This window comes from Streptomyces xanthophaeus (assembly GCF_000725805.1).
Taxonomy (GTDB): Bacteria; Actinomycetota; Actinomycetes; order Streptomycetales; family Streptomycetaceae; genus Streptomyces; species Streptomyces xanthophaeus.
In genome coordinates this window covers 674,178-691,758 of record NZ_KL647132.1, presented here as the reverse complement: position 1 = coordinate 691,758, position 17,581 = coordinate 674,178, and the positions used below count along the sequence as shown (strand labels likewise).

The 17,581-nt window shown below is 71.3% G+C and carries 17 protein-coding genes; 13 read left to right on the top strand and 4 right to left on the bottom strand.

Annotated elements, in window-relative coordinates; all coding sequences use genetic code 11:
* Positions 1 to 11 precede the first annotated feature (11 nt).
* Both IO30_RS0132505 and IO30_RS0132500 read right to left on the bottom strand, forming a co-directional pair.
* A complete protein-coding gene (locus IO30_RS0132505; protein ID WP_031149006.1) occupies positions 12 to 1,103 on the bottom strand; it encodes a GNAT family N-acetyltransferase in 1,092 nt (363 codons plus the stop codon).
* A gap of 131 nt (positions 1,104 to 1,234) precedes the next feature.
* Entirely contained in the window at positions 1,235 to 2,503 is a 1,269-nt protein-coding gene (locus IO30_RS0132500) for an MFS transporter (protein ID WP_157853419.1), read from the bottom strand.
* A 358-nt stretch (positions 2,504 to 2,861) separates the two neighbouring features.
* Between IO30_RS0132500 and IO30_RS0132495 the strand changes: the two genes are divergently transcribed.
* Positions 2,862 to 3,356: a MarR family winged helix-turn-helix transcriptional regulator gene (locus IO30_RS0132495; RefSeq protein ID WP_031149002.1), complete on the top strand. Its 495-nt coding sequence runs from the start codon at positions 2,862 to 2,864 to the stop codon at positions 3,354 to 3,356.
* Positions 3,353 to 3,853 (top strand): MarR family winged helix-turn-helix transcriptional regulator, encoded by a 501-nt coding sequence (locus IO30_RS0132490; RefSeq protein WP_031149000.1) that lies wholly within the window; start codon positions 3,353 to 3,355, stop codon positions 3,851 to 3,853. Before IO30_RS0132495 ends, IO30_RS0132490 begins: the two co-directional genes overlap by 4 nt.
* Here the strand turns inward: IO30_RS0132490 and IO30_RS0132485 are convergent.
* On the bottom strand, positions 3,835 to 4,680 hold the full coding sequence (locus IO30_RS0132485) for a hypothetical protein (RefSeq protein WP_031148998.1): 846 nt from the start codon (positions 4,678 to 4,680) through the stop codon (positions 3,835 to 3,837). The genes IO30_RS0132490 and IO30_RS0132485 overlap by 19 nt on opposite strands.
* Positions 4,681 to 4,826: 146 nt before the next feature.
* Between IO30_RS0132485 and IO30_RS0132480 the strand changes: the two genes are divergently transcribed.
* Entirely contained in the window at positions 4,827 to 5,396 is a 570-nt protein-coding gene (locus IO30_RS0132480) for a MepB family protein (protein ID WP_078904876.1), read from the top strand.
* Positions 5,397 to 5,410: 14 nt separating this feature from the next.
* Here IO30_RS0132480 and IO30_RS41300 read toward each other — a convergent pair whose 3' ends face one another.
* On the bottom strand, positions 5,411 to 5,857 hold the full coding sequence (locus IO30_RS41300) for a MarR family winged helix-turn-helix transcriptional regulator (RefSeq protein ID WP_234321832.1): 447 nt from the start codon (positions 5,855 to 5,857) through the stop codon (positions 5,411 to 5,413).
* 151 nt (positions 5,858 to 6,008) lie between these two features.
* Here IO30_RS41300 and IO30_RS0132470 point away from each other — a divergent pair, with 151 nt between their 5' ends.
* The 10 genes from IO30_RS0132470 to IO30_RS44020 all read left to right on the top strand — a co-directional run bounded on the left by IO30_RS0132470 (position 6,009) and on the right by IO30_RS44020 (position 17,572).
* Positions 6,009 to 7,211 carry a PP2C family protein-serine/threonine phosphatase gene (locus tag IO30_RS0132470; RefSeq protein ID WP_031148992.1) on the top strand — a complete coding sequence of 401 codons (1,203 nt, stop codon included), beginning with the start codon at positions 6,009 to 6,011 and terminating at the stop codon, positions 7,209 to 7,211.
* A 95-nt stretch (positions 7,212 to 7,306) separates the two neighbouring features.
* A complete protein-coding gene (locus IO30_RS0132465; RefSeq protein ID WP_078904237.1) occupies positions 7,307 to 8,542 on the top strand; it encodes a PP2C family protein-serine/threonine phosphatase in 1,236 nt (411 codons plus the stop codon).
* The gene (locus IO30_RS0132460; protein WP_078904236.1) at positions 8,524 to 10,254 is read left to right on the top strand and encodes a sensor histidine kinase; all 1,731 of its coding nucleotides are present in this window, start codon (positions 8,524 to 8,526) and stop codon (positions 10,252 to 10,254) included. The genes IO30_RS0132465 and IO30_RS0132460 overlap by 19 nt, the downstream gene beginning before the upstream one ends.
* Positions 10,251 to 10,709 carry a response regulator gene (locus tag IO30_RS0132455; RefSeq protein ID WP_031148987.1) on the top strand — a complete coding sequence of 153 codons (459 nt, stop codon included), beginning with the start codon at positions 10,251 to 10,253 and terminating at the stop codon, positions 10,707 to 10,709. The genes IO30_RS0132460 and IO30_RS0132455 overlap by 4 nt, the downstream gene beginning before the upstream one ends.
* Positions 10,710 to 10,737: 28 nt before the next feature.
* The gene (locus IO30_RS0132450) at positions 10,738 to 11,100 is read left to right on the top strand and encodes an STAS domain-containing protein (protein WP_234321835.1); all 363 of its coding nucleotides are present in this window, start codon (positions 10,738 to 10,740) and stop codon (positions 11,098 to 11,100) included.
* A 146-nt stretch (positions 11,101 to 11,246) separates the two neighbouring features.
* A complete protein-coding gene (locus IO30_RS0132445; RefSeq protein ID WP_051859620.1) occupies positions 11,247 to 11,696 on the top strand; it encodes an ATP-binding protein in 450 nt (149 codons plus the stop codon).
* Between the two features lie 105 nt (positions 11,697 to 11,801).
* On the top strand, positions 11,802 to 12,098 hold the full coding sequence (locus IO30_RS0132440) for a hypothetical protein (protein WP_031148981.1): 297 nt from the start codon (positions 11,802 to 11,804) through the stop codon (positions 12,096 to 12,098).
* Between the two features lie 248 nt (positions 12,099 to 12,346).
* Positions 12,347 to 14,401: a DUF11 domain-containing protein gene (locus IO30_RS0132435; RefSeq protein ID WP_051902722.1), complete on the top strand. Its 2,055-nt coding sequence runs from the start codon at positions 12,347 to 12,349 to the stop codon at positions 14,399 to 14,401.
* 308 nt (positions 14,402 to 14,709) lie between these two features.
* Entirely contained in the window at positions 14,710 to 15,306 is a 597-nt protein-coding gene (locus IO30_RS47330; RefSeq protein ID WP_245234265.1) for an RlpA-like double-psi beta-barrel domain-containing protein, read from the top strand.
* A 367-nt stretch (positions 15,307 to 15,673) separates the two neighbouring features.
* On the top strand, positions 15,674 to 17,572 hold the full coding sequence (locus IO30_RS44020; RefSeq protein ID WP_078904874.1) for a glycosyl hydrolase family 8: 1,899 nt from the start codon (positions 15,674 to 15,676) through the stop codon (positions 17,570 to 17,572).
* Positions 17,573 to 17,581 lie beyond the last annotated feature (9 nt).

Genomic DNA, 17,581 nt, shown 5'->3' with positions numbered 1-17,581 from the left:
GCGGCCTCCGGTCAGGAAGCGGCGTAGGTGCTCTCGGCGGCGGCGATTTCCCGCTCTTCGAGGCGTGAACGGATGGCTCCGGCCGCGGTGAGGGCGTCGTGCAGGTGCGGGTCGGCCGCGCGGAAGTAGGTCACGAGCCGGGTCAGTCGGCAGCCCCGGGCCGCCTTGGCGCCGTAGGTCGACTCCCCGTAATGGATGCGGAATCCACCGCCTCGTGCCGCGTGGGCGATGAGTTCGTAGTAGGCGAGGTTGAAGTAGCTGCCCCGGTCCTCGGTGCTGAACGCGCCGAGGCGCGGGATGAGGCGCCGGTGCGGGAGGTCTTCGTAGAAGGCGACGAATCCCAGCGGACCGTCCGCGCCGTCGGCGCGCAGGACGCGCAGCCCCGGGATCGAGGCGGCGCGCCGGAACCGGTCGCGTACGGCGTCGGCGTCGGCCTCGTGCCCGTAACGCCGGTACCGGTCGAGCTGAAGCTCCACCAGGTCGGGGGTCAGGCCGTCGGCGCCGAGCACCTCGACGTGGTGCCCGAGCTCCAGGAACCGGGCCCGTTCCTTGCGGAGGACCTTGCGCCGGTGGGAGCGGAAGCCGTCGAAGTAGGCGTCGAGCCCGGTGGCGGGGGCGTCGAGGACCGCGTCGGCTCCGGTGGTCACCGGTACGTAGCCGCGGTCGCTCAGGGTCCGGTGCAGCGGGGCCCATTCGGGTTCGTCCCGTACGTTGCCGAACTCCACCACGGGCAGGCCCCGTTCGGTCGCGATCCGCTCGGCGCCGGACACCAGCTCGGCCAGGGCGCGTGCCCCGCCCGCGCCCTGGGTGACACCCGGTCGCGTCGATCCGGGTGAGACCACGGCGAGGGTGTCGGTGTCCGGGGCGGGCAGGCGCGACCCCAGTTCCGCCGCCGCCTCCCGCAGGCGGTCCGCCTCAGCGTCGTCAGGCAGCCGGTGCAGGAGGTCCCGCAACGGGGAACCGAAGAGGGCGGACCAGGTGGCATAGGTGGTGTGCGGGCAGTCGTGCGGGATGACGTAACAGGTCGCGAATTGCGCTCCGGACCCGCCGCTCGGCGACGGCGCTCCGAGAATTGAGGATTCGGTCGGACCGGAGGCGAGCACGTATTGCTCGCTGCTGATTCTTCCTTCCTCAGCGGCCAGCCACGGAACGGTTCTCTCTATTTCCGGCACAGGTGAACCCGGCGATATGCTGCGGGCCCAGTCGGCCACGCCGGAATGGCGGGTGACCGGCATCAGATTTCTTCTCCGGATTCTCGTCCCGGGGCATGCGGAACCGGTTCGATACGGGAACCAGGACCGAATTCACGCAGCGCGCGGTCCGAGATCAGCGCGCCGACGGAAGCGACCGCCCAGACCGCCGCGATCCACAGCAGCGGCTCCGGGCCGACGACGCTCGCGAGGAGCGGGGCGAGCACGTACCCGAGCGGCAGGAAGGCGAAGGAGCCGATCGAGGAGATCGCCCCGACCCGGGAGAGCCGGTCGGCCGGGACCGTCTGCTGGATGGCGGTGTTGACGAGTACGCCGTACGCGGCGATACCCGCGCCCGCGAGGAACTGCGCGGCACACAGGGCCGGCACTCCGGCGCCCGCGGCGAGCAGCAGCGGGGGCAGGCCCATCGCCAGCAGTCCGAGCGCGGCGGTCAGGATCGGGCGGCGCAGCCGGGCGCGGCCGCAGGCCAGGCTGCCCAGGAGCTCGCCCAGGGCGAAGGAGACCATCAGCAGGGCCCACCCGTTGGGGGTGAGGTGCTGCACGATGCCGGGCCCGAGCACCATGAAGGGCGCGGCGACCAGGAGCAGGATGAGGCTGTCGACCACCGTCATGCGCAGCAGCCAGGGCAGGCCGCGCAGGGCCTGCCAGCCCTCGCGCAGCCCGGCTCCCGCGGGCCGGGGCGACCCGGTGGCCTCCCCGCGCGGCAGGCCGGCCAGGAGTGCGGCGCTGACGAGGAAGGAAGCCCCGTCCACGGCGAGCGCGGCGGAGGGCGGCCCGATCGCTGCGCTCACGGCGGCCACGGTGGGGCCGAGCAGGGAGGCCGTTCCGGTCCAGGCTCCGACGAGGGCGTTGGCGGCCCCGAGGTCCTTGGGTTCGACGCAGTGCGGCAGGTACCCGAACGTCGCGGGGTATCCGATCGCCATCGACATGCCGAAGACGGCCTGGCAGGCGAGCGCCCACCACAGGGACGCGTCGGCCAGGAAGACGGCGGCCGTGCCGATCTGGGCGACTCCGCACACGACCGAGGAGGCGACCATCAGCGGCCGCTTGGGCAGCCGGTCGGCGGCCACTCCGCCGATCGCCAGCAGGAGGACCTTGGGCAGGATCGCCGCGGCCATCATGGTGCCGAGCCAGACGGCCGAGGCCTCGCGCGCCACGAGGCTGAGGGCCAGGGCGGTCGGGACGACCGCGTCACCTATGAGGGAGATGGCCCGGCTGATGAAGAACCGCCGGAATACGGAGGACTTGAGGAGGGGCGTGAACTTCGGAGTCTGTTTTTCTGCACTCGTCACGGACACGATGTCGAGCTTTCGGACCACTTCCCCGTACATCGGAGGTCATGAGCCGCAGTCCGAGAGTTCCCGGGCCGTTCCAACGCAGTGCTTCTGCATGTTCTGAGCATGGTTACCGCATTCCCCCGTGCAGGTTGAACCCGCAAGTAACATCACTAAACGATCATGAGGCTAATCGTCCATCTGCTGAGACGTCAAGGGTTTGATTCGCCGCCCGGGACGGCGCGGACGGACTTCTGACCGAATTCCACACCCCGCGTCCGAAAACCACCGCAGCCGGACCGGCCCCTCCGGGGCACGCCGTCACGCCCGCGGAATATAGTAGCCATGGCTACAGTAGCCATGTACTCTATTTGTCATGAGCAAGGCTTCACCGGGCCACACGCCCGGCTTCCTGGTATGGCGGCTCGCCAACAAGTGGCGCGTCGCGGTCGATCGCACGGTCGCGCCGCTGGGTCTCACCCACGCGCAGTACGTCCTGCTCGCGTCGCTGTACGGCTTGCAGCGCACCGGCGAACGGCCCAGCCAGCGCCGACTCGCCGACCACACCGGCCTGGAGGCGCTGTACGTCTCGAAGCTGGCGCGCGTCCTGGAGCCGGCCGGCCTGATCGAGCGCACCCGCGACCCCCGCGATCCGCGTGCCGTACAGCTCGTCCTCACCGAGCAGGGGCAGGCCGTCACCCGGCAGGCCATCGCAGAGGTCCAGCAACTGCTCCAGCAGTTGCTGGAGCCGCTCGGCGGGCTCGACGCCCCACGGACGCAGGCGTTCACCGACGAGCTGAGGACCTTGCTCGGCGCACCGCTCGCTCCATCCGTACCGAACGACGAGAGCACTCAGGGGAGCACACCATGACGGCCACCGCATCCACCGCCGCGTCCACCGCCGCCTCCACCACCGAACCCGTCGCCGACGCCCGCGCCCTCGGTCTGGCCCACTACGCCGCCCGCGGCGTCCTGGAGTACGTGCTGGCCCGGCACGGGGTGACGTTCCAGCAGCAGATCGCCCTGCGCGCCGCGCTCACCGCCGACGGCCCGCGGACGCCGGACGATCTCGCGGCTCAGGTCCAGGGCTCCCTCAAGGCCGATCCGGCCGCCGTCCACGCCACGCTCGACGAGCTGACGGCCAGGCAGTTGCTCGTCTCGGACGGCGCGCACCTCCACCCCACGGATGCGGGGCGCGAGCTGATGGCCGCCGTCGGCGCGGAGACCGGCCCCGTCAGCGCCCGCATCTGGGGCGGTATACCCGCCGCCGACCTGGCCGCCGCCGGCCGTGTCCTCGCCCTGGTCACCGAGCGCGCCAATGCGGAGCTCGCAGCACTGTCCGCCTCACCTCACAAGGGCCGTTCGTAGGCCTGGAGCACGCCGCCGAGCGAGAAGCACAACGCGCCGGACAGCGTTGCCCAGTTCGCGATGCCGGTGTTGACCATGCTGCCGGTGGCAGGACGGGTGAACGCCGCGAGTGCCGAGACCATGAAGAGCCACGACCCGAGCTGATTCACCGCGACGATCCACCAGCCGAGGCTGCGCGATCGGAAACAGGGCCAGGGCCGATGGCAGATCTCGGCGAAGGCGAGATGTCCCGAGACCAGGAACAGCAGGCATCCGACCATGTCGGGAGTCCAGATCAGTCGGTTGGTCTGCTGGACGGAGAGCCCCTGCAGGAACGAATCCAGCAGATTGACGCCGAACACGAGCGTCCCGGCGAACAGCACGAAGGTGGTCAGCCAGTCCAAGCGCATCGGCTCGTACGCCCACCACGTCCAGCGGGCCGTGACCAGCGGGCCGCCCCCCTGGGAGTCGCGGGGTGCGTTCATCACCTGCAAGAGCGAGACGTAGCCCCCGACATTGAAGAACAAGCCGCCCACGAAGTAGATCGCGGCGCTCTCGGCCGCGTCGCCCGAGCCGAACTGTGAGACTGCGGCACCGAGGGCGAAGAGTGCTCCACCGACGACGAACGCACCCGAGGCGACGGCGTTGAGCCTTCGGAGACGGCCGCGAGCCTCGGCATCGGCACTCGGGAGCATCGTGACCGCGTCCCCCGGGCCGCGGACCGACAGCGCCCCGCGCCTGCGCGCGGTCCGCGACTCCCAAACCACCGTCTCCCGTTCAGAGCGGTTCCAGGCGAGCCGGGTCGTGAACGGTCCTGCACCATCGGCGCGCTGCTCAGGCTGTCCCACGCCCCGAGCCTAGCCCCGCACCCACTCCCCACGGACGACGGGACACACCTTTCCCCCCGCCGGCGTCAGCGGCGTCGGCGCTCCCCTCCGCCGGCCGCCCCTGGCCCTCCTCCGCGCGGCGCACGTAGGCGTGGCAAGGTCGACGGATGACAGCCGACCGCGCGTACCCATCCGCCCTCGATCCCGCCGACTTCACCCCGTGGCCGGACGGCGCCCCGGCCCACGGTGAGCTGCTCGCGGCGAAGGCGCTCGTCTACGACCCGTGCGGGTTCAGCTGTTCGCTGCCCGTTCCCGAAGCCGAGAGCGCCGCGTACGCCGCCCACGTGCTCGTCATCGACGGGCTCTCCGTCCGATTCCGCGCAGCCAAGGTGACCCCCACGAAGGTCGGCCAGTTCGTCACCGTGTGGAAGAGGTCCCCGGGCGGGCCCATCCAGCCCTTCGACACGACGGACCCCGTCGACCTCTTCGTCATCAGCACCCGCGACCAGCACCACCGCGGCCACTTCGTCATCCCCGTGGACGCGCTCCGCCGGCACGGTGTCGTGTCGGCGGACGGTTCGGGCGGGAAACGCGCCTTCCGCGTCTACCCGCCCTGGGTGATCACCACCAACCGCCAGGCCGACGCCGCGCAAGGATGGCAGTCGGAGTACTTCCTGCACCTGCCGCAGGACGGGCCCGTGGACTGCGCCCGCGCCCAGGAGCTCTACCACCCCTAGAGCGGCGCACCTCGTCAGGCGCTGCGGGGCACGAGGCCGTCGGCGGGAGGGAGCCTCAGCGGGCGGGTGACGGCGGCCCGGAAGTCGGCCAGGCCCAGCGCCAGGGCGGCGCGGGAGGCCGCCGGCATGGCCGCCATCGCCTCGGTCAACGCCTCTTTCCTGCGTTCCCGCAGCTGCTCCAGGTACGTGCGGCCCGCGGAGGTCAATGCCACCTGCGACGCGCGCCGGTCCTCGGGACGGACGTGCCGTTCGACAAAGCCGACGGCCTCCAGACGGTCGCACAGCCGCGTGACGGACGGCGCGGCCGCCCCGATCAGCTGGCCGAGCGTGCGCAGGTTGATCCCCTCGTTGTCCTCCAGGAGGAAGAGGACCCGTGCCTGGGCGGAGGAGACGGGCGGCGCGCTGACCGTGTCGCGGCCCCGCTCCCACACCACCTCCAGCAGCTCGATCAGGTCACTCATCTCCGCCACTCCGGACGTGATGTGGAGAGGGGGCCGGTCCGGACTGCGACTCATGTGACACTCCCCACCTGACGCGAACGCTGCCGTTGTCCAACGAGCCGGCGGACTCGTCGCCCCCATCTTGGCAGCTCCGAGGAAGGCAGGACCGCCCGTGGCAACGTCCGAGGGAGTGGAGCGCATCCTGCGCCGCGCCGCTCCGCACGAGCTCGTCGACCGGGTTCGGGAACTCCTGTCCCTGCGGTTCGGTGCGACGTCCGTCGACCTGCTGATGGCGGACTACGCCTTGGCACGCCTCCAGCCCGTCGCCCCGCGCGCGGACGATACGTCCGGATCCGTTCCGGTGCACACCAGTGACCCGGGCCGGGCCTTCGGGGCGCAGGAGGCCCACGTGGTGACCCGGGGGAACGAGGTGACGGTGCACCTGCCGGTGAGCGTGCGCGGTGACCGTCTCGCGGTCCTGAGCGCGGTTCTCCCGGCCGACGCCTACGCGCCCGGGGCCCTCGGGGACCTCCAGGAGGTGGCCGACGCCCTGGGTCACGAGCTCCTGGTGGCCGAACGTGACACGGATCTCTTCCTGCGTGCGCGGCGGGCCGCCCGCCTCACCCTGGCCGCCGAGATGCAGTGGCAGCTCCTGCCGGGGCGCTCCTGTTCCCGGCCCGAGTACGACCTCGGTGGTCAGCTGGAGCCCGCCTACGCCATCTTCGGTGACAGTTTCGACTGGTCGGCGTCCGCCGACGACCTGATCCTGACGGTCAACAACGGCATGGGCGAGGGGATCGATGCGGCGCTGCTCACGCACCTGGCGGTGAGTGCCCTGCGCAACGCGCGCCGGGCCGGGCTGACGCTCGCGGATCAGGCCGCCCTCGCCGACCAGGCCGTCTACGGCCAGCACCAGGGCGACCAGTACCTGGCGATGCTGCTGCTCCGCTTCTGTCTGCGTACAGGGGAGGTGGAGGTCGTCGACGCCGGCTCGCCGCGGATCTGGCGGCTGCGCGCGGGCGCGGTGGAGGCGGTCGAGCTGGAGGCCCAGCTGCCCTTGGGCATGTTCGAGGACACCGTCTACACCACCCAGCGGTTCCGGGTGCTTCCGGGAGACCGGCTGTTCTTCCTCAGCGACGGGGTCTATGACGTCGTCTCGCCCCGTGGGGAGCGGTACAGCCTGAACGCTCTGACCAGGGCCGTGATGAGCACCCGTCTGCTGCCACCCTCCCAGGTGCCGCAGGCGGTGCTGAAGGAGCTGGCGGTGCACCGGGGTGACATCCAGGCCTCGGACGACGCCATGGTCCTCTGCCTCGACTGGCACGGCCGGGACGGCCGGGGCGGGGCCGCCCCGGCCGCGCGCGAGGATAATTGACCAGTTCAAACATTGCCTAACGGCAAATGATCACTCTAAGCTCATGTCCGGCCCAACCGGGCCTCTGTCGAGTGTGCGAACTTCGTGGGGAGAGGATGCGGCGCGTGGAGAGCTCTCTCGGCCTGACCGCGCTGGTCGAGGAGGACCCTTCACGCGCCCTGTGGAGCGGCCTGCCACCGCGCGTACTGGTCATCGAGGACGACGAGGGGGACGCCCTCCTCGTCGAGGAACTGGTGGAGGACAGCGGGATCGACGTCCGGCTCGACCGGGCCCGCTCGCTCGCCCAGGCCCTGGACCTCCTCAAGTCGACGTCGCCCCAGTGCGTCCTGCTCGATCTGCACCTCCCCGACGCCCAGGGCCTGGACGCCCTGAACCGGGTACTCACCGTGTCGGCCGAGGCGGCCGTGGTGGTCCTCACGGGGCTGTCGGAGGAGCAGGCGGGCTTGGCGGCCGTCGCCGCCGGAGCCCAGGACTACCTGGTCAAGGGCCGGCTGGAGGCCGACGTCTTCATGCGTGCCATCCGGTACGCGATCCAGCGCAAGCAGACGGAGCTGGCGGCCGTCGCGCTGCAGGCGAGCCGGCTGCGGGCCGAGGAGAACGCCCGCCTCGAACGCGGACTGCTGCCGACCCCCCTGCTGCTGGACGACGCCGTCACGGTGTGCGCCCGGTACCAGCCCGGCAGGGCCCAGGCGCTCCTCGGCGGGGATTTCTACGACGTCGTCCAGACCCCGGACGGGGCCACGCACGCGGTCGTGGGCGACGTGTCCGGGCACGGTCCCGCCGAGGCAGCCCTCGGCGTGTGCCTGCGGGTGGCGTGGCGCGCCTTCGTGATGGCCGGCGCCCGGGGCGAGAAGCTGCTCGACCTCCTGGAGGAGATCCTGCTCGCCGAGCGGTCCGGGCCCGAGATATTCGCCACGCTGATAGCGGTCACCCGCGCCCCCGGCGGCCGCACCGTCGCCGCGCAGCGGGCCGGGCACCCGGGCTTCCTCGTCCGGTCCCCCGGCGGCGTGCGCCTGGTGGAGGTGCCCGGCGGCCCCGCTCTCGGCATCCTGCCGGGCTGGGGCTCGGGCTGGCCCGTCACCGAAGTCGAGATGGAACCGGGGGACGCCGTGATGATGTTCACGGACGGGCTGATCGAGGGCCGCGTCGGCCCGGGCCCGGAGCGTCTGGACGAGAGCGGGCTCCTGGAACTCGCCCGGCACCACGCCGACCTGTCCGCCGAGGCCTTCGTCGACACCCTCATCCACGCGGCGCAGGGACTGGCCGCCGACTGGGGTGGCCTGGCCGACGACGTCGCCGTACTCCACCTCGAATGGAACAGCTCCTCGTGAACGTCCCGGAAGAAGCAGAGTCCCGTCCCGAAACCGGTCCGCAGACCCGGCCCGAAGCCGTGGACGGCGGGAAACCGCGCCGTCGGGCGAGCCTGCGCACGTGGTTCACCACGGCGGCGGCCATGCTGGCGCTGATGGTCGTCGGCACGGCCGCGGTCGGAGCCGCCCTCCTGTCGCACACCACCACCGCGGGCAACCGGCTGGTCGACGACCTCCTGCCGGCGCAGCGGGACGCGCTCCGGCTGGAGGCGGCCCTGCTGGACCAGGAGACCGGGATCCGCGGATACCTCCTGGGCCGCGACCCGGTCCTCCTGGAACCGTACGAGCGCGGCCTGCAGAACGAACGGAGCGCCGTCGAGAGGCTCGCGACGGACCTCGACGGCGACGAGGGGGTCCGGGCCGACACCGATGCCGTGCGGGAGGCGACGCGGATCTGGCAGGACGAGTTCGCCACGCCCTCGCTCGCCGCGGCGCGCGGGGAGGGCCAGGCTCCGTCCGTCCAGTCCGGCAAGGAGCGCTTCGACGAGGTGCGCGAGCGGATCGCCGCGCAGCAGGCGCGCCTCGACCGGCTCCAGAGCGATGCCCGCGTGACCTTCGACGAGGCCCGCTCCGAGCGGGACCGCATACTCCTGGTGATCGTGGCGGCCTTCCTGCTGGCGGGCCTCGGGCTCGCGGTGCTGCTGAACGTCGGTGTGCTGCGCCCCCTCGCCGAGGTGCGGGCGGCTTCCCGGCGGGTCGCGGCAGGGGCTTTCGAGGAGGAGATCCCGCAACGCGGGCCGTCCGACCTGCGCTCGCTCGCGGAGGCCGTCGAGTCCATGCGCAGGCGGACCGTGGCGGAGCTGACGGCTTCGCAGCGCACGGCGGAGGAGCTGAAGCGCACGGCCGCGTCCCTCGACGAGCAGGCGGCGGAGCTGCGGCGTTCGAATGCCGAGCTGGAACAGTTCGCGTACGTCGCCTCGCACGACCTGCAGGAGCCGCTGCGCAAGGTGGCCTCCTTCTGTCAGCTGCTGGAGAAGCGCTACGGGGACCGGCTCGACGAGCGCGGCGCCCAGTACATCGGCTTCGCCGTCGACGGTGCGAAGCGCATGCAGGTCCTGATCAACGACCTGCTGACGTTCTCCCGGGTGGGCCGTGTGCAGGACGCCCGGGAAGAGGTGGCCCTGGACGGGACGCTCGACCGGGCGCTGCGCAACCTCGCCGCCGCCGTGGAGGAGAGCGACGCGGAGGTGATCCGGCCGGACCGGCTGCCCGAGGTACTGGGTGATCCGACGCTCCTGACGATGCTCTGGCAGAACCTGATCGGGAACGCCATCAAGTTCCGCGCTCCCGACCGCGCGCCGCGCGTCGAGATCGAGGTGAGCGAGGAAGAGGCGACTGCGGGGTTCCACACCTTCACGGTCACGGACAACGGGATCGGCATCCCGGCCGAGTTCGCGGAGAAGGTCTTCGTCATCTTCCAGCGGCTCCACGGCCGGACGACCTACGGTGGCACGGGAATCGGTCTCTCGCTCTGCAAGAAGATCGTCGAGCACGCGGGCGGGCAGATCCGGATCGACCCCACGCACACCGAGGGCGCCCGGCTGGTGTTCACCCTGCCGGTACTCGCCCAGGAGGACGAGGGCGCCGTCACGGATCCGGCCGCGGCCGGCGCCCCCTCCCCCACCACACCGTCCGCCCCCGCCCCCGCGGCCCCCGAAGGAAGCTCCCTATGACCACATCCGATGCCCGGCCGCAGGCGACGCCCGCGGAAGTCCTGCTCGTCGAAGACGACGCGGGCGACGAACTCATGACCCGTGAGGCGTTCGAGGACAACAAGATCGGCAACGTCCTGCACGTGGTGCGGGACGGCCTGGAGGCGCTGGACTTCCTCTACCGCCGCGGGGAGCACACCTCCGCGCCGCGTCCCGATCTGATCCTCCTCGATCTGAACCTGCCCAAGTACGACGGCCGGCAGGTCCTTGAGAAGATCAAGTCGGATCCCGAGCTGAATCACATCCCGGTGGTCGTGCTCACCACCTCCGCGGCCGAGGAGGACATCCTGCGCAGCTACAAGCTGCACGCGAACGCGTACGTGACGAAGCCGGTCGACCTCGACCAGTTCATCCGTGCGATCCAGCAGATCGACGACTTCTTCGTCACCGTGGTGAAGCTGCCGCGGACCGTCTGACGACGTCCAGAATTCGAGAGTGGGGAAGATGGTCACGGAGAACGCCGACGCACGCAACTACGTCGAGATGCAGTCGCACGGGGACGTGCGCGTCGTCGTGCTGGCCGGCGAGTTCGACATGGACACGGTGCATGAGCTGCGGACGGCCATGGATCCGGAGGCTCCCGGCGTCACGCGCTTCGTGCTGGACGTCGGCGGGGTGACCTTCGTCGATTCGACGGCCCTCAGCATCATGTTGCAGCCCGTGCTGGACCGCCACGTGGTGCTGGCGGGCGAGGTACCGCCGCGGCTGGCACGACTGCTGGAACTGACCGGTGCGGACCGGGCGTTCACCAAGGCCGCCAGCGTGCCCGAGGCGATGGTCGTCGACCTCCCGCCGCGGGGACGATGAACCCGGCCGCGCAGGAGCCGGACGATGCATATGTTTGCCGCTGCGATTCCGACGGCTCATGCAGGGCACACGTACACGGACGGGCCGCGCCGTGGAAGACGTCTCGACGATGCGGTGAGCTGCGGTGAAGTGAGGTGATGTGAACGGTGCGGTACGCGCAGAGAAGTACGGCGGTCCCCGCCCCCCGGACTGCCGCGCAGGCCAGGAACCATGTGCGGTCGCTCATCGAGTGCTCCCGCGAACGCGCTGACGGCACTGGCTCCCCGTCCGCTCACGAGGCGTTGACCGATGCCCTGCTCGTGACGTCGGAGCTGGTGAGCAACGCGATCCGGCATGGCGGCGGGCTGCTCGACTTCAGCGCCGCGGTGGTCGAGGACGGGCTGCAGCTCGTGGTCACGGACGCCAGCCGCGACGCACCCTTCGTCACGCCCCGCCGGGCCGGAACGGTCCCCGTGGGCGGCTTCGGCTGGCCCCTGGTGCTCAGGCTCGCACGGAGCGTGACGATCAGGCCGACCGAGCAGGGGGGCAAGTCCATCGTGGCCGTCCTTCCCCTGGACGGACCCGTCGGCCCCGCAAGGGCCTCCGCCGGTCGCTGACGCCCGCCTCCACAGCCTGGAGAGCGTCTCCCCGGTCGGCGTGCTCTACTCGAATGGGCGCCGAAGCGTCGCAGTGAGCAAGCCTGTCCCGGGAGGTCGGTACCGATGACTTGGGCGTCATGGACGACTACGGGCGTGTTCTCCGGTGCAGGCGGAGTCCTCACGGAGGAGCAAGGCGCGATTTCCGGCGATCTCACGGTGCACACCACCTGGACGGGAACGCATGCGCAGCTGGCCGTGCAGTACACCGGCTCCTCGGAGTGGTTCACGCTGCAGGGCAGTCCCCTGGCGTGTGCCTCCGAGGGCGAGAGCCGCGAACTGCACCAGCGGCTGGTGGAAGCGGTGCGCGTGGGTGGCGTGGACGCTTCCCGCGCTGCCACCCCTGGTCCGCGGGCCGCTTGACGAGCAGCGTCCCCGCGCCGGATGGCACGGCGCAGCATCCCCTCTCCCCTCTCCCCTCTCCCCTCTGCCCGAAGGCCCCCCGGCTGCGCCCCGCGGGCCCGGTCCGGCATACGGCGGTCGAGTGGAATCGCCCTCGTCGGCGGCGCGAGTCCGGCGAGCCGCCGACGTCCCGCCGCAGCGGCGGTCGGAAGCTGTGCCCCGTCACGAGGAGTGACGAAGACAGGGCGAGCAGCGGCGGAGAGGTCTGCATGTCGACATTCACGTGGGGTGCGCGCTGGGTTCCCGGACGGGTCGGGAGAGGTGGCCGACGGCGCCGCGCCGACCGGATCGGCGCGGTGGTGGCCCTGGGCCTGGCCCTCACCGTGGCACTGCCCGGGGCGGCACTGGCCGCCCCGGGCGATCTGGATCCCTCGTTCGGCGGCGGCGACGGGATGGTGACCACCGACCTCGGCTCCTCCGAAGCCGCCGCCGACATGGTGGTGCAGCCCGACGGCAAGATCGTCGCCGTCGGCGCCGACGTGTCGGACTTCGTCGGCAATTTCGCGGCGGTCCGCTACAACGCCGACGGCAGCCTGGACACCACGTTCGGCGACGGAGGCAGGGTGTCCACCGACATCGCCGGCGGCTCCGACGCGGCCGACGGCGTGGCCCTGCAGGCCGACGGCAAGATCGTCGTCGTCGGCGTCAGCGAGAACCTCGAAGGCGGCATCGCCTGGTTCACGGTGGTCCGCTACAACCCGGACGGCAGCCTGGACACGACCTTCGACGGCGACGGCAAGGCGGTCACCGACTTCGGGGGCGGCGGCGCCGACCAGGGCTCCGACGTGGTGGTGCAGTCCGACGGCAAGATCGTGGCCGGAGGCGGTGTGGGCGGTGTGTTCGCACTGGCCCGGTACAACGCCCTGGACGGCAGCCTGGACACCGGCTTCGACGGCGACGGCAAGCTGTTCACCGACTTCGGAGGCCTCCAGGAGGGCAGCACGGCCTACGGACTGGCGCTCCAGGCCGACGGCAGGATCATCGCCGCCGGCGACACCACCGAGGGCCTCGTCCGGGACTTCGCACTGGCCCGCTACAACGCCGACGGCTCCCTCGACACCAGCTTCAGCGGCGACGGCAAGGTGACCACCGACCTGGGGGCCATGGACACCGCCCAGGACGTGGTGGTGCAGGCGGACGGCAGGATCGTGGCCGTGGGCGGCTCCGGTCCCGGTGTGTTCTCGCTGACCCGCTACAACGCCGACGGCACCCTCGACACGGGCTTCGACGGTGACGGCAGGGTGACCACCAACCTCGGTGGGCCCCAGGGCGGCAGCTCGGCGTACGACGTGGTCCAGCAGTCCGACGGCAAGCTCGTCGCGGTCGGTGGTGGCAACGGCGACTTCGCGCTGGCCCGCTACCTCACCAACGGCAGCCCGGACACGGGCTTCGGCGGTGGCGACGGGGCGGTCGCCACGAACCTCGGGGGAGCCGACCTGGCCCGCTCGGTGGCGCTGCTGCCCGACGGCAGGCTCGTCGCCGCGGGCGGCGGCGGGGCGGGCGAGGACTTCGCGCTGGCCCGGTACGAGGGCGGCGGCAGCACTCCGCCGACCCCGCCCAGCGCGGACCTGGCCGTCACCGTGTCCGGTCCCGGCACGGTCAGCATCGGCGACCAGGCGACGTACACGGTGACGGTGCGCAACACCAGCGCCACCACCCCGGCGACGGCGGTCACGCTGGCCGACACCCTCACCGGAGCCGGCGCCACCGTCCTGTCGGCCGCGCCCGGCCAGGGCAGCTGCACCACCACCGCCACCAGCGCGAGCTGCACCCTGGGCACCCTCGCCGCCGGCGCGTCCACCACCGTGACCGTGGTGGCCGAGCCCCGGAGCACCGGCACCCTCGCCGACACCGCCACGGCGGACGCGGCGGAGACCGACCCGGTGCCCGGCAACGACAGGGCCACGGCGAACACCACCGTGAACAACGCCCGCGGCTGCACGATCATCGGCACCAGTGGCGCGGACACCCTGAACGGCGGCTACTTCACCGACGTGATCTGCGGTCTCAGCGGCAACGACACGATCCGCCCGGGCTACGGCAACGACACGGTCCACGGTGGCGGGGGCAACGACAACGTCGACGGCAGCTACGGCGACGACACCCTCAACGGCGGCAACGGGAACGACACCCTGCTGGGCAACTTCGGCAACGACCGGCTCAACACGGTCGACGCCGTCGCAGGCAACGACACCGCGAACGGCGGCCTCGGCACCGACACGTGCACGACCGACCCGGGCGATGCCCGCATCAGCTGCCCCTAGGCGGCCCGCGCAGCGCCTCATGAAGCCGCCCCGGTACTCCGGGGCGGCTTTTCCACGGCTGTATTTGTCATGCGGTGACAAGGACTGAACTCGCTCGTGACGTCGGGCGTATGCAGGACGAGGGGAGCAGCGTCCATCGGATCGAGGAGTGTCTATGTCCCGGAAACGGACTATGAGTTCTACGAAGAAGCTCGTGCTCTCTGTCACCACGGGAGCCCTTGTCGCCGGAGGGGTCATCGCCACGGTCGCGACCGGCAACGCATCCGTCCCCGACGTCGTGTGCCCGGGTCGTGTGCCCGGGGTCGACGGTGACGCTGTCGGGCGAGGCCGGACCGCCCGCGGCGAGCAGCGGGACCTTCCCCGCCGGAACGAAGCTGAAGGTGACCAACCTGGACAACGGCCAAGCGACCACCGTCACCGTCAACGGCCCCTCAGGCAGCTGCGTCCTGCTGAACAACGCAGCCTTCGACAAGGTCCGCGAACCCGGCAAGAACCTCATCCGGCGAGCACGCATCGGCCCCTCAGGCAGCTGCGTCCTGCTGAACAACGCAGCCTTCGACAAGGTCCGCGAACCCGGCAAGAACCTCATCCGGCGAGCACGCATCGAGCGCGTGGGCGGCGGCGACGCACCGACCGGTGCGACGGGTGCGACCGGTGCATCCGGTGCGGCGAGCGGTCAGGCGCCACCGGCCACCGGGGAGGTCGTGTGCCCGGGGTCGACGGTGACGCTGTCGGGCGAGGCCGGACCGCCCGCGGCGAGCAGCGGGACCTTCCCCGCCGGAACGAAGCTGAAGGTGACCGGCCCCTCAGGCAGCTGCGTCCTGCTGAACAACGCAGCCTTCGACAAGGTCCGCGAACCCGGCAAGAACCTCATCCGGCGAGCACGCATCGAGCGCGTGAACTGAGCGGCTGAGGAAGTCTGGCGGATCCCCCGGCCGCGGCGTGCCCGGCGTCGTACGCGTCGACGCCCTTGGCCGGCCCGGTCCGTACGCCACCGTGCCGACTCGGGAGCTCGGCCTCTCCCCGGCCCTGTTTCGATCAGTCCGATCGAAACAGGGCCCGGCTCCTCCCATCAATGAGAAGTAAAGTTTCCTAACCAAAACCCTTGACGGCGAACGGCCTTGTTCAGGAAGCTGTCGAGCCATCCCCCACGGTGCCGGAGCGCAGCCTCAACACCTGGTGCACCGCGATCCCGACACCGCCCATTCCCCCTCACCGGGAGGCTCCGTGCGTTTCCGATCCCGCTTGCTCGGCGCGGCAGGCGCGACATTGATGGGGGCGGCCGCCGTGCTCACCGCACCCGGACCGGCCCAAGCCGCCAACCTGCTGACCGATCCCGGATTCGAGAGCGGCTCGCTGTCCGGCTGGTCGTGTTCCGGCGGCCTGGGGTCCGTGGTGAGCAGCCCCGTGCACGGCGGCGCGAAGGCGCTGGCCGGCACGGCCAGTTCGAGCGACACCGCCCAGTGCAAGCAGACCGTCGCGGTGCAGCCCGACACCGCGTACACGCTGTCGGGGTGGGTCCGCGGCAGCCACGTCTACCTCGGTGTCACCGGCGGCCCCTCGACCTGGACGTCCTCGGCGGGCGCCTACACCCGGCTGAGCGTGTCCTTCACCACGGGTGCCTCGCAGACCAGCGCCGAGATATACGTCAACGGCTGGTACGGACAGGGCACTTACCACGCGGACGACATCAGCCTGGACGGCCCGGGCGGAAGCGGCGGCGGCGACACCCAGGCACCCACGACCCCGGGCGGCCTGCGCTCGACAGGCAAGACCTCCTCCAGCGTGACGCTGGCCTGGGACGCCGCCACGGACAACGTCGGCGTCACCGGCTACGAGGTCTACCAGGGGGCGGCCAAGGTGAGCACGGTGACCGGGACCGGCGCCACCGTCGCCGGCCTGGCGGCGGGCACTCCCCACACCTTCACCGTCCGGGCGCGCGACGCGGCGGGCAACGTCTCACCGGCCTCGGCCGCGGTGAGCGTGACCACGGACACGGGCACCGCGCCCGGCGCCAACGTGCCGTTCGGCAGCCACACCTTCCCCTACGCGGCCGGCACCATCAAGGTCTCCGGGAACCAGGCGGCCAACGACGCCAAGGTGGTGGCCTACTACCAGCAGTGGAAGGCCGCCTTCGTCACCTCCGACTGCGCGAACGGCGCCTGGTCCGCCATCGCCTCGACCGATGCCGACCACCCCTACGTCGCCGAGGGCCAGGGATACGGCCTGACCATCCTGGCGACCATGGCCGGCGCCGACCCCGATGCCCGCACCTCCTTCGACCGCGTCCTGAGGTACGTCCTCGACCACCCCTCGGGCATCGACCCGGACCTGCACGCGGCCGAGCAGAACAGCAACTGCCAGAGCGTCAACGGAGGCGACTCCGCCACGGACGGCGACCTGGAGATCGCCTACGCCCTCCTGCTGGCCGACAGGCAGTGGGGCAGCAACACCGGCGCACACGACTACAAGGCCCTCGCCGTCAGGCGCATCAACGCCATCAAGCGCAGCGAGCTCGTCTCCGCCACCCACCTCACGAACCTCGGCGACTGGGCCCTGCACGAGGCTCAGTGGGAGACCGTCAGCCGCACCTCGGACTGGCTACCCGGCCACTTCCGCGCATTCAAGAAGGCGACGGGCGACGCGACTTGGGACACCGTGCGCGACAAGCACCAGACCCTCATCGCCGACCTGCAGTCCCGGTACGCCCCTTCCACCGGGCTCCTCCCCGACTTCGTCGTCGACACCAGGACCAACCCCAGGCCCGCTCCCGGCGAAGTGCTGGAGAGTCCGCTCGACGGCGCCTACTCGTGGAACGCCTGTCGCGACCCCTGGCGCATCGGGGTGGACGCCCTGACCAGCGGCGACAGCCGCTCACTTGCCGCCGTCCGCAAGATGAACGCCTGGATCAAGCAGACGACCGGAGGCAACCCCGACAACATCCGGCAGGGTTACCAGCTCGACGGCGCCGCTGCCGGCGAGCCCGGTTCCTCGGTCGCCTTCATCGCGCCGTTCGCCGTGGCCGCCGCCACCGACCCCGGCAGTCAGGCCTGGCTCGACGCGCTGTGGAACGAGCTGGGCGCCACACCGCTCGACCCGGGCAGCTACTACGGCTCCAGCATCCAGCTCCAGGTGATGATCGCCATCACCGGTAACCACTGGCTCGCCTGACAGCCCGGG